Below are 13484 nucleotides of genomic sequence, written 5' to 3'. Positions count from 1 at the left end.
GCCGGGAGCTCCGGTCAATCTCGACAAGGGCCGCGTCAGCCTCAAGAAGGGCGACCGGGTCAGCCTGGTCAAGACCGGCGCGCCGGCGCTGTCGGCCGTGATCATGGGCCTGGGGTGGGATCCCGCGAAGAGCGGCAAGGACGTCGACCTCGACGCCTCGGTGATCGCCTTCGACGCGAACGGGCGCGACCTGGAGGTCGTGTACTTCATGTCCCTCACGGCTTTCGGCGGTGCCATCAAGCACTCCGGGGACAACCTCACCGGCGAGGGCGACGGCGACGACGAGCAGATCCACGTCAACCTGGGTTCGCTGCCGGCCACCGTGGCGTCCCTCGTCTTCACGATCAACTCGTTCCGCGGCCAGAAGTTCACCGAGATCTCCCGGGCCTTCTGCCGCCTGGTCGAGGCCGCCAGCGGCGCCGAGCTGGTCCGGTTCGACCTCACCGATTCCCAGCCGAAGACCGGCGTGCTGATGTGCGCGATCACCCGGACCCCGGCCGGCAGCTGGGAGATGCGCGCGCTCGGGACCTATCACGACGGCAAGTCCGGCAAGGCCATGGTGAAGCCGGCCGCGGACGCGCTGCGTTAGATCGGGAGCCCTACTTGCTGCCCCGGGCCCACTGCATGCCCCAGTTGTAGGCCTTGTCCAGGTGGGACTGGCCGCCCTGGATGTACTGCACCTCGCGCTGCACGGCCATGCCGGCCCCGGAGCCGTTGTCGGTCAGGAGCGCGATCGCGCACATCGGCGATTTGTTGTCGCCCTCGGTGAGCTCGATCTCCACCGGCGGGCCGTCGGTCGGGTACAGCGTGACGATCGCGTCCGCGCCGGCCCAGTTGGGCACGCCCTGGTAGATGAACGCGAAGACCAGGATCCGCTTGATCGAGCGTTCCTGCCCCAGGTCGATGAACAGGTTCTCGCCACCGGTGACGGCCCCGCTGCGGTCGTCGCCGTCGAGCCAGCAGATCGGCTTGTTGCCGAGGGTGTGCCGGTCCTGGAACGCGTTGCCGAGCGCCTGCACGACGCCCTTGGAGCCGTCGCTGTACTCATACAGGCAGCCCAGGTCCAGGTCGATCCCGCCGGAACTCATCCGCTGCTCCGCAGCGGCCTGCAGCTTCTTCATGAAGCCCTTGGCAGCGGGCGCCGGGCTCCCCGCGGTGTCCGGGCGGGCCGTCCAGTTCAGGTTTACCCGCATGGTGCCGCCGGCGCCGCCGCCCTTGGTCAGCGACACCGCGGGCGCGCCCTTGGTCAGCGAGATCTTGCTCAGCGACACCGGCCCTGCGGCCGGCGCGGCCGCGGCGGGCGCCGCCGGGGCGGCAGGCGCTTTGGAGTACCCGACCGGAGCCGAATCCGCAGGAGCAGCCGGGGTTGCGGGCGTGCTCGGACGCTTGTTGTAGTCGATCCCCATGCTCTGTGCCTCTCGTGTCAGGGTGCGGCGGCCGGCTCGACCGGCGCTGCGCCGGCCGCGTCACGCTTGGACGCCGGGCCGCCGTGGCGCTTGTTGTGACTCAACGAGCTGGCTAGGGCCGCGCCGATGAAGGCCAGGCCGATGCCACCGGTGACGAGCTCGTCGATGTGGAACTTGATCGTGAGCAGCAGGATCGCGGAGAGCGCACCGATCGCCCACATCGCGCCGTGCTCCAGGAAGATGTAATCCCCGAGCGTGCCCTTGCGCACCAGGTAGATCGTGAACGACCGGATGTACATGGCGCCCACGCCGAGGCCCAGCGCGATGATGATCGGGTCCTGGGTGATGGCGAAGGCGCCGAGGACGCCGTCGAAGGAGAACGACGCGTCCAGCACCTCGAGGTAGAGGAACAGGAAGAACCCGGCCTTGCCGGTGGCCAGCGCGACCCCGGACGGCCCGGTCCGGCCCGAGGCCTCCGCCGCGTGCTCGGCGTGCTCCTCGATGCCCTGGGTCTCGAAGAGCTGACCGAGCCCGTCGACCGCCAGGTAGGTGATGACTCCGAGCACGCCGGCGATGAGCACCTCGCCGCGGTCCTCGGCGAGGAACTCCGCGGCCGCGGCGAGCGCCGCGAGGGAGACCACGACCGGGGCGGTGTCGAGCGCGCCGGCCTTGGCCAGCGGGCGCTCCAGCCACGTCAGCCAATGGATCTCGCGCTCGGGATCGAAGATGAAGTTCAGGAACAGCAGGAGCAGGAACATGCCGCCGAAGGCGGCGACCAGCGGGTGCGCCTCATCGAGCAGGAAGGCGTAAGAGCCTTCCTCTTCGATGTCGCCCTTCTCCAGGGCGAGGTCGATCGCCTCGAACGGGCCCAGGCCCGCAGTCACGCCGACGATGAGCAGCGGGAACACCAGCCGCATGCCGAAGACGGCGATCACGATGCCGATGGTGAGGAACATCTTCTGCCAGAAGTGGCTCATCCGCTCGATGATCTTCGCGTTCACCACGGCGTTGTCGAACGAGAGCGAAATCTCCAGCACGATCAGGATCGCGACCAGCAGCAACCCCTCCACCCCGCCGTAGGCGAACCCTGCCACCATGCCGAGCGCCGTGATGGCAAAGGACCAGGCGAACGTCTTCAGAACCACGATTCCCACTCCAGGTGGCCCGCGCGCGGATCACCGCGCGGCAGGCGGGACCGCCCCGGCCGAATCGCCGGGGCGGTGGTGCGCCTCGGACTTACCCGAGGTTGACGCCGAAGTCCGTGGCGATTCCCGACAGGCCCGCGGCGTAGCCCTGGCCGACGGCGCGGAACTTCCACTCACCGCTGTTGCGGTAGAGCTCGCCGAAGACCATGGCGGTCTCGGTGGAGGCGTCCTCGGTGAGGTCGTACCGGGCCAACTCGGCGCCGCCGGCCTGGTTGATCACGCGGATGAAGGCGTTGCGGACCTGGCCGAAGGCCTGCGACCGGTTGTTGCCGTCGTAGATCGAGACGGGGAAGACGACCTTCTCGACCTCGGCGGGCAGCGCCGCGAGGTTGACCTTGATCTGCTCGTCGTCGCCCTCGCCCTCGCCCGTCAGGTTGTCGCCGGTGTGCTCGATCGCGCCCTCGGGGCTCTTCAGGTTGTTGAAGAACACGAAGTGCTTGTCGCTGAGGACCTTGCCGGTCGCGTTCAGGCCGATGGCCGACGCGTCCAGGTCGAAGTCCGTGCCGGTCGTGGTGCGCACGTCCCAACCCAGGCCGACCGTCACCGCGGCGAGGGTTCCGCCGGCTTCCTTGGTTAGCGAGACGTTGCCGCCCTTGCTCAGACTGACTCCCACTGAGTCGTCCTCCTTCGGCTAGATGAGGGGGTCCACAGTGACCGCGCCCTCGTTGGCGACGAGCGTAGTCCCGGGTCGCTAACGGTTACCGTGGCGGACCCGTTCCCCTGCCCTCTCGGGAGTCCCCGTGACGCTCAATCTCCAGCTCGTCGGCACGACGACCAAGATGGCGCTGGTCACGCTGACGCCGGGGCAGGTCATCTACAGCGAGGCCGGCAAGTTCCTCTTCTCCTCCGGCGATGTGGTGATGGAGACCAAGTTGTCCCAACCGTCGGCCGCGGGCTCCACGCCCGACTCCGCTGGCAGCGGAGCCGGGCTCGGGGGGCTGCTCCGCGGGGCCATGGACGTGGGCAAGCGGATGCTGGCCGGAGAATCTTTCGCGTTCAACCACTTCCACACCCCGGGCGGCACCGGGCTGATCGCGCTCGCCGGAGTGCTTCCGGGGGAGATGCGCGCGATCGAACTCGACGGCTCGACGACGTGGTTCGCGGAGAAGGACGCCTTCGTGGCCGCCGAGGCCGGGGTCAACTTCGATATCTCGTTTATGGGGGGTCGGGCGGGATTCAGCGGCGGTGAGGGTTTTGTCCTGGAGAAGTTCACCGGCCGGGGGACGCTGCTGATCGCCGGCGCCGGCGATTTCATCGACCTCAACCCGGCGGACCTGGGCGGCAAGGTGCGGGTGGACACCGGCTGTGTCGTGGCCTGGGACCAGAACATCCGGTACGGCGTGGAGCGGGTCGGCCGCTTCAACAAGGCCGGCGCGATGAACGCCATGTTCGGTGGGGAGGGGTTCTCCCTCGCCACGCTGGAGGGCGACGGCAAGGTCATCCTGCAGTCGGTGTCGATCGACGCGTTGGCCAAGGCGCTGGAGAAGAACGCCGGAATGGGCGACAAGAAGACCGGCGCCGGGATGGGCGGGCTGTTCTCCGGCTCGGCCGACTGACTCCAGGCCGGCTGACCTGAGGCCGGCTACGCCACGCGGACGACGTGGTCGACCCGGCCCACCGTGATCCCGGCCGACGCCGGCGGCACCTCGACCGACCCGGTCAGGGCCAGCCGGACCCCCAGCCAGGGGAGGTTCACGCCGGAGGCGGCACTGACGTCGACGCCCGCCGACATCCGCGGATTCACGTCGATGACCTTGGGCCCGTCCGTCCCGAACACGAACTGGACGTTGAACAGCGCGCCCAGCCCGAAGTGCGCGGTGATCGCCTCCGCCACGGCCACCAGCGCCGGGGCTTCCTCGATCCGCTGGGTCCGCCGGTCCAGCTTGCGCCGCGCCACGGCGGCGACCAGCGTTCCGTCCGAGGCCAGGCAGTCCACGCTGAACTCGGCTCCGGGCAGCAACTCGGACACCACCAGCGGCGGGAAGGACTCCACGCTGCCGAGGGCGTCCAACGTCGCGACCAGCCCGACCCGCTCAGTCGGGAAGTCCGACAGCGCGGCCAGCGGCGACGCGGCGGCGTCGATGATCCGGAACCCGCCGCCGCCCTCGCCGAGCGCAGGTTTGAAGCAGACCGCCGTCCCGGGGGCCGCGATCTCATCGTGGGCGACCGCAAACTGGGCGGCGGTCTCGACCACCCGGTGCACCGGCGCCGACCCGGGGGCGATGCGGTCCACAGCCGCGTACAGCGCGCCCTTGTCGCTCACCGCCGCAAGCACCTCAGGGGGCCCGGCGACCAGAACCCGGGTGCCGGCGGATTCGAAAGCCGCACGGTGCGCTGCGACGACTGCCATGTGCCGCTTCGGGACGAACACGTCGATGGCGTGCTCGGCGCAGAACTCCAGCGCCCACTGCACGTAGTCCAGCGGTGCGACGGCCGGCTCTGCGAAGGTGTGATCGCAGGCGCCGAGGAAGACCGCGTCGAGCGTGTCGTGGGAGCCGAACACCGTCACTGCGGTGCCGTCCGGGTTGTGCCGGATCAGATTCACCGCGTGGTAGGCGGACGAGAACGTGCGGTTGAACCAGACGTTGACCACGCAAAAGCCCCCCGGAGCACCACCGGCGGCAGTCCGGTGGGTGAACTATGAGGGTAGGGCCTCGTCCCGCGGCCGGCCCGATCGTTGCGCGACTCGGATCAGCCAGCCAGCCCGGCCCGGAGCTTGGACCACAGCAGGTTGGTACGACCCCAGACCGGGTCGAGCACGTCGACCAGCCAGCAGGTCGTCAGGACGTCCAGCATCGACTCGCTCAGCGCCCCGCCGAACTCGCGCGCGATCGCGTCGGCCTCACCGGTGGACATCCCGCCCCAGGTGAAGTTCTTCCCGCCCACGGTGGTGATCGGCACCGGGCACAGGTGATACATCCCGGGCGGGCGAGGCAGGGCGATCAGCTCGGTGCCGTAGATCGCGGCGTCGATCCGCTTGTAGGTGTCCTCGGTGCAGTAGCCGCGGACGAACGCGCGCTGGGCGTTGCCGTCGCGGGTCATGCTCTGGCCGGGCTGGGAGTTGGTGGTCAGGTAACCGGCCCGATTGAGGGAGACCAGGACCTTGATCAGGTCCTTGGTCTCGGCCAGCGGCGGCTCGGACGGGTCGTTGTGCCCCGGGAAGTAGCGCAGCTCGCCCTGCAGCCAGCGGGCGGTGACCTCGGCCAGGTCGGCCAGGGTCCGGGCCGCCGACCAGGGGGCCAGATCCTCTTCCGACGCGCTCATGGGAGGGAAGGTTAGGCGGTGCCGGTGGTGGCGACCTTCCGGATCACCGAGGCCGACCGGCGCATACTCGGGCCCGGCGGTGAGGACGAGCGTGGCCTCGACATCCCGCTGCGATAGCACTCAGAGGGTCGATATCACCCTGGGGTGCTTGCGCGGGGTCGGATCCCGTGCCGCCCGCCCTTTGGTCACGGCCCGAGCGCGCCGATCGGGATGACCGCAACGCCGTCTGGGCGGACGTAGCCGAACCCGGTGCCGACGATGACGCCGAGCAGCGCGGGTGGGCCGGTCTTGGTGGTGTCGACCCGCCGGGCGAACCGGAGCAGGCTCGCCGCACCGTCCTCGATCAAGACCGGGCCGAGCTTGATCTCGAACGCGGCCCAGGCCCCATCGGCTCGCTCCACGATCGCGTCGACTTCGAGCCCGGTGTTGTCGCGGTAGTGCAGGACGCGCGCATCAACGGACTGGCTGTACACCCGCAGATCGCGGACGACGAGGGATTCGAACAGCAGCCCCAACAGATTCAGGTCCCGCAGGAGAAGCTCCGGGGTGGCCCGCAGTGCCGCCACTGCCAGGGAGGGGTCCACGAAGTGCCGCTTGGCCCCGAGTCGCAGAACCGAGCGGGAGCGCAGATGCGGAACCCAGGCGGGTTGGTCCTCGACGATGAGCAGTCGGGCCAGCGCCGCGAGGTAGCCGGCGACGGTCTCGTCCTTGAGCGCACCCTCAGCACCCCCTGTGTCCGCCGCCAGGGTTGCCGCGGCGACCGGGGTCGCGACGTTGCGAGCCAGCGAACGCAGCAGCCGGCTGACCCGGTCCGGATCCCGCGCGACCCCGTCCACCCGGGTCAGGTCCACGCGCGCGACGTCGTCGAGGTACCCCCGCAGCGCCCGCAACGCCTGATCGGCGGAGCGCTCCAGCAGCGCCGGCCAGCCCCCGATCGCTACCCGCCGCGCCAGGTCGGGGATTGACAGGCCGGTATCCGGGCTGCGGGCCGGGTCCCCGGCCAAGAGCGCGGCCAGGGAGATGGCGCCGGTGCTCGCGCCCTGCTCGAACAGCGACATCGGGCGCATCCGGAGCCGGCCGATGCGCAGCGCGCCGGTGTGCCGGGTGAGGTCATCGCTGGGCACGGCCGAGCCGGTCAGGATGAACCGTCCTGGCGAGGGCGCGTCATCGACGGCGCGGCGGACGTGATTCCACACCGCCGGGACGATCTGCCACTCATCGAGCAGCCGGGGCGCCGCGCCGTCGAGAATCAACCCCGGGTCCAGCGCTGCGGCCTGGCGCGCGTCCGCGTCGACGTCGAGCAGTACCTCGCTGGCCGCGGTCTGCCGCGCCGTCGCCGTCTTGCCACAACCGCGCGGGCCCTCGATGAGGACCGCTCCGTTGGCGCGCAATGCCTCGGTGAGCTCCTGATCCACGACCCGAGGTCGATACATGGCCGCCTCTCGACTCCCCGTGACGTGATCTAACGGGAAGAATATAGGTCATTCGGCGGGAAGATTATCAGACCTTCGGAGGGAAGGTTGAAGAGAACCGGCGGAGCTTCTTGTCGGGGTCACGGCCCGGGGCCACTGCGGCCCACAGCCAAACGTCGCGCAGGTTGGAGTTCAGCCCGGGGGCCGCGTGCGCGCGTAGTGGCGGGCGACGCGAGCGCGGTTGGCGCAGTTCGGGGAGCAGTAACGGCGACGTGGGTCGTCCCGGACCAATACCCCGAGACAACCGGGCCCGGGACAGGCGAATACCGGCAGCGGTTCTTCGGGAGCGACCATCAGCAGGGCGTCCTCGGCTAGGGCGGCCAGGACCGCGGTCCGCGGCGGGGGTGGGCGGAGCCGGACGATCAGATGCGCCTGCCCGTCGGGGATGGCCTGCACGCGACTGGGTGCGGCGGCGGCGGCCCCGTTGAGGGCCTCGAGCGTGGCGCTGTCGGCCGCCTGCCCGCTCGCGGAGGCGTTGAGCAGCGCGCGCACGTGTTCGCGTAGGGCCTGCAGGTCGGCCCGGAAACCCTCGTCGCGCACGTGCAGTGCCTCGGTCCCACCAGCGGCGTCGCGCAGCGTCCCGCCGTCGCCGAGGCGATGGCTGCCGACGGCGACCAGCCAGCGGTCCGCCACCTCGACGGTGTCCAGGGCGTCGACCCGCTGGCCGGCGTAGACCCACACGGTGTTCGCGAGGTCTACCGCTACTTGCTGCCCCAGGAGGGGGAACTCCACGACCTAACTCCATTTAGCCTTGACACCGTTATCAATCGACCATCAGGATACCACTGTCCCTAACGGTTTCACTCATTCTTGGAGTTAGCAGATGTCTGATGCAATGGACCTTCTCGCCGGTGCGGACGCCCGCCTGCTCGGTCTGGTCGACCGCCTTGACCCCGCGTCGTTGACGGCGTCCAGCCCCTGCGCGGAGTGGGACGTCCGGGCGCTGCTCAGCCACACCCTGCAGACGATGGAGATGTTCTCGGCCACTTTGGACGGCGGGCCCGCGCCGACCGAGGCCGAGCTGTTCGGCGGCGGCGACAACCTCGGCGGGGACCACCGGGCTACCGCTCGCCGGATCGTCGAACGCTCCCACGCGGCCTGGAGCACGGTCTCGGACTGGAACACGCCGGTGACGATCGTCCTCGGGACGGTCCCGGCCGCCCAGGCGATCGCGATCATCACGTACTCCAACCTGATCCACAGCTGGGACCTCGCCGTGGCCATGGCCATCGGCGAGAAGGTCGAGTTCAGTGAAGCGGAAGCGCAACTCGCCGAGGCGGTCGGCTCCCAGTTGGTGCCGATGATGCGTCCCAAGGGGAGGTTCGGGCCCGAGGTCCCGGCCGCGCCGGACGCCACCCCGACACAGCGCGTCGTTGCCTTCAGCGGCCGCACCCCGCTGTGACCGACTCGTCGCCCACTCCCCGGACGGGACCCTGACATGACCACCGCCCAGTCCGCCCACGCACGCACCACGTCCCGACCCGCTTGGCGCCCGATCGTGATCGCAACGCTCGTGGCGGCCGGCGCCGACGCCGCATTCGCGTTCGTCGGCTACGTCCTCATCGACGGCCGGTACAACTCCGAGACCCTGCTGCAGTACGTCGCCTCCGGCCTGGTCGGCCCCCGCGCCTTCGGCACCGGGGCCGCCGGGGTCGGCTACGCCGCCCCCTCTACGCGCTGATGATCGCCCCGAGGGTGAACGGCGCCCGCGCTGTGATCACCGCTGGGCTCGCTTACGGCGCGGGTATCTGGGTGTTCATGAACGCGGTGGTGCTCCCGCTCGGGCGCAGTACCCAGGAGGACTTCGGCAACGGCTGGTGGTTCGCCTTCCTCGTCGACCACGCATTGTTTGTCGGACTGCCCATCGCCGTCGTTCTCGCCCCGGCTGCGATGCGCTCGGAGATCACCCGGCGGTCGGCATGAGCATGATCGTGCTGCTGGAGTTCCACGCCCGCCGCTCGCATCCGATCGAACGCATGGGCGGATCTTCGCTGAGACCGTAGAAGCCGGTGACGTCGGCTCAGGTACGAGGGAACGCAACCGCATCGCGCGAAGGCTGGGGCTCTCGGCGCTCGAGTAACCCGTACATGGTGGCGGGCGGGCAGTCGTCGAGGTTGTGGGCGTGGGCTGCGTCGAGGAGGACGGCGAGGTCTCGGCGGAGTTGGTCGAGCTCGTTGATGCGGTGCTCGACCTCGACCATTCGGTGTTCCATCAGCGCGACAAGTTCGCCGCACGGGGCTTCGCCGCGGTCGCGGAAGGCCGTGATCTCCGCGAGCTCGGTCAACGTCAGCCCGACGGCCTGCCCAGCGCGGACGAACCGCAGCTCCGCTACGGCGCGGTCGGGGTAGTCGCGGTATCCGCCGGAGGTCCGCTCGGGCGGGGTGAGCAGCCCGCTGCGCTCGTAGAAGCGGATCGTCGCTGTGGACACTCCCGCGGCCGCCGCGAGTTCCCCGATCAGCACAGGCTGCCCTTTTGCCGCTTGACCTTGAACCGCACTTTAAGGCTTAGGGTGCCCGCACCCGTGGGTTCCGGACAAGACGGCGCCCAATGCGGAGGATTCGACAGGCGGGGCGGTGCCGATCGCCTACCTCGGACCACCCCTGCGACCCGAAATCAGAGGACACGGAATGCTTGAACTCGTGCTGCTCGGAACCGGGGTAGTCCTCGTCGTGAATGGTTGGTCGATGTTGGGGGGCTCGCGGCTGCCCGGCGCGATCGCGTTGAACCTGCTGCTCGGAGGCATGGACCTGGGCTTCGCCGGCTACTACCTCGCCACCGGAGAGGGCTACGAGGCCTTCAAGCTCGCTCTGTTCGGAATCACTTACGCCTGGTACGGCATCAACATGTGGCGCAACGTGACGAACCATCAACGACTCGGTTGGTACTGCCTGCTGGTCGCGGTTGCTGCCGTTCCCATCTCCCTGGACACCTTCCGCGGCGGCGACGCCTGGTTCGGGTCGTTCTGGATGCTGTGGTCGGGGTTGTGGTTGCTGTTCTTCCTGATCATGGGCCTCGGGATCGAGCGCATCTCCCGTTTCGTCGGCCGGTACACCTTGGCCGTCTCGCTGGGGACGTGCCTGGTTCCCGGCACCCTGATCGCGTCAGGCGCGTGGCAACTCTAGGACTAAGCCTCGATCCGTGGACGCTCGGCTGGTGTCTGGGCTGGTGAGCGGCGCGGCGGAACGTTGATCAGATCGCTCGGCGTGCCGTGGATCTCATGCAAGTCGGCGATTCACCGGATCCCTACCTGGATTTGCTGGAGACCCTGTTCCTGGTCCACCGACTGCCCGCTAGGTCGACGAACCTGGTCCCAACGGGTGGTCTCGCGCCCCAAGATCGCCCCGCGCGACACCGGCCTGCCGCTCGCCTCATCAAGGTCTCTGCCGCTGGTGCCGGATGACCGCGAACGCCGGCGCGGCGGCCAGGGCACCGCCGGCCACGCCCAAGTCGCGGGGCACCTCCTGGAGAGGTTCGTTGCCGCCGAGCTACGACGTCAACTCACCTGGTCCGGGCCAGGGTCAAAGAGCTCGCAGTCGAGATGCCGGAGCACCTACGGGCGCTGGTGTTGCTGGGCTTCTGGGCGGGCTCCGACTCGGCGAGCTGCTGGGCCTCCAGGTTGGCGATCTGGATCTCGACCCGCACACCCGCACCGGCACCGTCCGCGTGGCCCGCCAACAGCAGGAGATCAACGGCAAGCCCGCATCGGCGCCCCGAAAGCCGACAGTCTGCGGACCGTGAACCTCGCGGGGCCGGCCGTGGACGCGCTGGTCGAGCACCTCGGACGGTCCCGGGCCGGAGCCTTGCCCGCCGCGGCGGTGTTCACCCGAAGCAGCGGGGCGCCCCTACGGGGCTGGGACGTCCAGCGCTACTGGGCGCGGGCTCGCCTCGCCGCCGATCTGCCGGCCGCGCGGGTCCACGACCTGCGCCATGCCGGCCTGACCCTGGCCACCCAGTCCGGCGCGACCCTGCGCGAAGTCATGCGCCGGGCAGGACACAAGAGCAGCGACGCGGCCCTGATCTACCAGCACGCTGCGGCGGATCGGGACGCCGAGGTCGCCGCCCGGATGGCCAGCTCCGCCGGCCCGCCCAGATCCGTACGGGCACGCGAAGATCATTTCGCTGCCGACGAATTGAGGGGTCACCGCGCCGACCTGGGGTGATGAAGCGCGCCCGAAGGGATTCGAACCCCTAACCTTCTGATCCGTAGTCAGATGCTCTATCCGTTGAGCTACGGGCGCAGGCCCCGATTTCGGGCCGTCGGGAAGTGTACCGGCCGGGGTGGGTGGGGTCGAAAGGAGATCCGGACCCCGGCCTGCAGTCCGCTGCGGCGACCCGCGACGATAGGGGCCCTGACCTGGGCGGACGCCCTTGGAGCGGAGGCGGCGCAGTGGCGATACGAGCGGCGGACGTCGTGGCGGTGGCGGTCGGCGCCGCCAGTGGGCTGGCCATCGAGAACGCCGCCCGCAAGTACTTCCCGAACGCCCGCACCAACCTCGGCGCCGTCGGCCTGATGACGGCCGCCGCGATCTACCCGGCGACCCGCAGCGGCTCGCGGATCAGCCTCGCCTCCGCCCGGGAGCTGGGTGCCGTGGCTGCCACCACCGGCCTGATCACCAAGGCCCACCAGCGCGGCGGAATGACCGCCCGGGCGCTGATCGCCGCCGGCTGGGCCGCCCACGCGCTCTTCGACGCCCAACACGACCTGGGATCCGGCGGGCGCCTGCCGCGCTGGTACCCCGCGCTCTGCGCCGGTTACGACCTGGCCTTCGCCGCGGCTCTGCTCCGCCCGACGCGCACCCCCTGACGGTGCGGCCTCGGCAACAGCTGAGCGGCAGGGTTGAAACGCGTGACCTGACCGCCCGCAGGGCGGCGCGTCACTTCAGTTGCGACCTTGTCGCTCAGTGGTCGCTGCGATGGTGACGTGGCAGCTCCTGGGTCATTTCGAGCCGTAGTAGATGCCCAGCCCGATCCCGACCACGATCAGCGCTGCGATCACCGCGAGCGTGATCTTGATCCAGCTGTACGGGCGCTGGCCGTGCACTTCGCCGCTCACGCCGTTGACGAACACCTGGTACGGCTTGGCCTGGAACATCACGACCAGGAGGAAGATCGGCAGCAGCAGATGCCGGTAGGTCTGCTTGCTCCACGAGGTGTCGGCGCGGTGGATGCGCTGGTGGTCCCCGCCGATGTCGCTGCGGATCGCGTGGGCGATGTCGTCGTTCATCCGCGAGACGGCCTCGCCGTGGCAGACGTCGAGGTTCTTCTCGTACGAGCGTGACAGCGACCCGGCCAGGTACTCGGCGCGGAAGGCAACCGCGGCCTGGGTCGGCCACGGCTCGAGGTCGCGGAGGCGGTCCGGTTCGAGCGAGGACTCCGCGCCGACCGCTACGTCGTCGAACGGGACGTCGACCGCGCCGCGAACGTGGTGCCAGCGAATCCGGGTCTCGGTGCGCCGGTTCTGCCCGGAGCCGACGGTGACGGTGTAGTTGTCGCCGCGCTCGCCCTCGTAGTCGGTATAGCTCTGCGCGTCGAAGGTGAAGAAGGGCAGGTACACCCCGGAGAACGAGCCGGCCTTGGAGTACTTCTTGAAGTCGTTCGGGGCGAACCAGCGAGCGCCGATCCACTCCTTGACCTTGCCCTCGGCCGAAGGGGTGTCGATGCCGAACGGGACGACGCCGTCGACCGGCAGCCGGTTCGGGGCGTCCTTGATGTCGCTGCGCTGCACGGGGGTCGCGCAGAACGGGCAGCGGGTTGCGGTCAACGTGCCGATGAAGCCGATGTGCCCGTTGCAGTTCGGGCAGACCAGTTCCTTGGTCGGGGCCGCGTTCACGGTCTGCGCCTCGGCCGGCTTGCGCAGGTCCTCCAGCGTCACGAGCAGGTCCCGCTCGGCGGGCTGGTCGGCGGCGGCGTCGATCGGCTGCTCATTGCCGCAGCTCGGGCACTTCATCCCCGCCGTCGGCGGGTTGAAGACCAGCTGACCGCCGCAGCTGACGCAGGCGAAGTGCACCGTCGAGAGGGGATCTGACGAACCATCACCGAGCTTCGGCGGCGACGGCATGGCCGGCGGGCCGGGGATCGGGGGCGGCCCGGGTACGGGCGGCGGCGCGGGTCGGGGCGACGGCGAACCCGCGCCGGGC

At 69.8% G+C, this 13484-nt stretch carries 18 protein-coding genes and 1 tRNA gene; 8 read left to right on the top strand and 11 right to left on the bottom strand.

Annotation, left to right across the window (positions count from 1 at the left end; genetic code table 11):
- Positions 1-589: TerD family protein (locus tag H0X00_RS13925; RefSeq protein WP_293771961.1), on the top strand; the 589-nt coding region annotated here is incomplete at its 5' end.
- Positions 590-599: 10 nt separating this feature from the next.
- On the opposite strand, the gene H0X00_RS13920 is transcribed toward H0X00_RS13925, so the two are convergent.
- The 3 genes from H0X00_RS13920 to H0X00_RS13910 all read right to left on the bottom strand — a co-directional run bounded on the left by H0X00_RS13920 (position 600) and on the right by H0X00_RS13910 (position 3224).
- Entirely contained in the window at positions 600-1406 is an 807-nt protein-coding gene (locus tag H0X00_RS13920; protein WP_293771959.1) for a hypothetical protein, read from the bottom strand.
- A 17-nt stretch (positions 1407-1423) separates the two neighbouring features.
- Entirely contained in the window at positions 1424-2551 is a 1128-nt protein-coding gene (locus H0X00_RS13915) for a DUF475 domain-containing protein (protein ID WP_293771956.1), read from the bottom strand.
- A gap of 91 nt (positions 2552-2642) precedes the next feature.
- Positions 2643-3224, bottom strand: coding sequence for a TerD family protein (locus tag H0X00_RS13910; RefSeq protein ID WP_293771954.1), 582 nt, complete (start codon positions 3222-3224; stop codon positions 2643-2645).
- 127 nt (positions 3225-3351) lie between these two features.
- Between H0X00_RS13910 and H0X00_RS13905 the strand changes: the two genes are divergently transcribed.
- Entirely contained in the window at positions 3352-4167 is an 816-nt protein-coding gene (locus tag H0X00_RS13905) for an AIM24 family protein (protein WP_293771952.1), read from the top strand.
- 26 nt (positions 4168-4193) lie between these two features.
- Here the strand turns inward: H0X00_RS13905 and H0X00_RS13900 are convergent, their stop codons facing one another.
- The 4 genes from H0X00_RS13900 to H0X00_RS13885 form a co-directional block, all read right to left on the bottom strand.
- Positions 4194-5204, bottom strand: coding sequence for an ATP-grasp domain-containing protein (locus H0X00_RS13900; RefSeq protein WP_293771950.1), 1011 nt, complete (start codon positions 5202-5204; stop codon positions 4194-4196).
- A gap of 98 nt (positions 5205-5302) precedes the next feature.
- Entirely contained in the window at positions 5303-5875 is a 573-nt protein-coding gene (locus tag H0X00_RS13895) for a hypothetical protein (protein WP_293771948.1), read from the bottom strand.
- A gap of 185 nt (positions 5876-6060) precedes the next feature.
- On the bottom strand, positions 6061-7290 hold the full coding sequence (locus tag H0X00_RS13890) for a DUF4143 domain-containing protein (RefSeq protein WP_293771945.1): 1230 nt from the start codon (positions 7288-7290) through the stop codon (positions 6061-6063).
- A gap of 189 nt (positions 7291-7479) precedes the next feature.
- A complete protein-coding gene (locus H0X00_RS13885; protein ID WP_293771942.1) occupies positions 7480-8079 on the bottom strand; it encodes a CGNR zinc finger domain-containing protein in 600 nt (199 codons plus the stop codon).
- Positions 8080-8170: 91 nt separating this feature from the next.
- On the opposite strand from H0X00_RS13885, the gene H0X00_RS13880 reads away from it, so the two are divergent.
- Genes H0X00_RS13880 through H0X00_RS13870 form a run of 3 tightly spaced genes read left to right on the top strand, consistent with a single transcriptional unit; the run spans position 8171 to position 9270 of the window.
- On the top strand, positions 8171-8749 hold the full coding sequence (locus H0X00_RS13880) for a TIGR03086 family metal-binding protein (protein ID WP_293771939.1): 579 nt from the start codon (positions 8171-8173) through the stop codon (positions 8747-8749).
- 36 nt (positions 8750-8785) lie between these two features.
- A complete protein-coding gene (locus H0X00_RS13875; RefSeq protein ID WP_293771937.1) occupies positions 8786-9028 on the top strand; it encodes a hypothetical protein in 243 nt (80 codons plus the stop codon).
- Positions 9028-9270, top strand: a complete 243-nt coding sequence (locus H0X00_RS13870; RefSeq protein WP_293771934.1) for a hypothetical protein — start codon at positions 9028-9030, stop codon at positions 9268-9270. The genes H0X00_RS13875 and H0X00_RS13870 overlap by 1 nt, the downstream gene beginning before the upstream one ends.
- Before the next feature lie 97 nt (positions 9271-9367).
- Here H0X00_RS13870 and H0X00_RS13865 read toward each other — a convergent pair whose 3' ends face one another.
- Complete coding sequence (locus tag H0X00_RS13865) at positions 9368-9808, bottom strand: heavy metal-responsive transcriptional regulator (RefSeq protein ID WP_293771932.1); 441 nt, start codon at positions 9806-9808, stop codon at positions 9368-9370.
- A 166-nt stretch (positions 9809-9974) separates the two neighbouring features.
- Here H0X00_RS13865 and H0X00_RS13860 point away from each other — a divergent pair, with 166 nt between their 5' ends.
- Entirely contained in the window at positions 9975-10469 is a 495-nt protein-coding gene (locus H0X00_RS13860) for an AmiS/UreI family transporter (RefSeq protein ID WP_293771929.1), read from the top strand.
- Positions 10470-10845: 376 nt separating this feature from the next.
- On the opposite strand, the gene H0X00_RS13855 is transcribed toward H0X00_RS13860, so the two are convergent.
- Entirely contained in the window at positions 10846-11022 is a 177-nt protein-coding gene (locus H0X00_RS13855) for a hypothetical protein (RefSeq protein WP_293771967.1), read from the bottom strand.
- A gap of 26 nt (positions 11023-11048) precedes the next feature.
- Here H0X00_RS13855 and H0X00_RS13850 point away from each other — a divergent pair, with 26 nt between their 5' ends.
- A complete protein-coding gene (locus tag H0X00_RS13850) occupies positions 11049-11507 on the top strand; it encodes a tyrosine-type recombinase/integrase (protein WP_293771964.1) in 459 nt (152 codons plus the stop codon).
- A 5-nt stretch (positions 11508-11512) separates the two neighbouring features.
- On the opposite strand, the gene H0X00_RS13845 is transcribed toward H0X00_RS13850, so the two are convergent.
- Positions 11513-11585 (bottom strand) — tRNA-Arg (locus tag H0X00_RS13845).
- Between the two features lie 149 nt (positions 11586-11734).
- Here H0X00_RS13845 and H0X00_RS13840 point away from each other — a divergent pair.
- Positions 11735-12151 (top strand): hypothetical protein, encoded by a 417-nt coding sequence (locus tag H0X00_RS13840; RefSeq protein ID WP_293771926.1) that lies wholly within the window; start codon positions 11735-11737, stop codon positions 12149-12151.
- 132 nt (positions 12152-12283) lie between these two features.
- On the opposite strand, the gene H0X00_RS13835 is transcribed toward H0X00_RS13840, so the two are convergent.
- The gene (locus tag H0X00_RS13835) at positions 12284-13354 is read right to left on the bottom strand and encodes a hypothetical protein (protein WP_293771924.1); all 1071 of its coding nucleotides are present in this window, start codon (positions 13352-13354) and stop codon (positions 12284-12286) included.
- Positions 13355-13484 lie beyond the last annotated feature (130 nt).

The organism is Sporichthya sp. (assembly GCF_013815995.1).
Classification (GTDB): domain Bacteria; phylum Actinomycetota; class Actinomycetes; order Sporichthyales; family Sporichthyaceae; genus Sporichthya.
Note: the sequence above shows the minus strand (reverse complement) of the source record. Positions and strands in the feature narration are given on the sequence as shown.

Excerpts from the sequence above, each read along its gene's own strand:
- H0X00_RS13920 (WP_293771959.1), bottom strand. The coding sequence starts at position 1,406 with ATGGGGATCGACTACAACAAGCGTCCGAGCACGCCCGCAACCCCGGCT.
- H0X00_RS13895 (WP_293771948.1), bottom strand. The coding sequence starts at position 5,875 with ATGAGCGCGTCGGAAGAGGATCTGGCCCCCTGGTCGGCGGCCCGGACC.
- H0X00_RS13880 (WP_293771939.1), top strand. The coding sequence starts at position 8,171 with ATGTCTGATGCAATGGACCTTCTCGCCGGTGCGGACGCCCGCCTGCTC.
- H0X00_RS13875 (WP_293771937.1), top strand. The coding sequence starts at position 8,786 with ATGACCACCGCCCAGTCCGCCCACGCACGCACCACGTCCCGACCCGCT.
- H0X00_RS13870 (WP_293771934.1), top strand. The coding sequence starts at position 9,028 with ATGATCGCCCCGAGGGTGAACGGCGCCCGCGCTGTGATCACCGCTGGG.
- H0X00_RS13860 (WP_293771929.1), top strand. The coding sequence starts at position 9,975 with ATGCTTGAACTCGTGCTGCTCGGAACCGGGGTAGTCCTCGTCGTGAAT.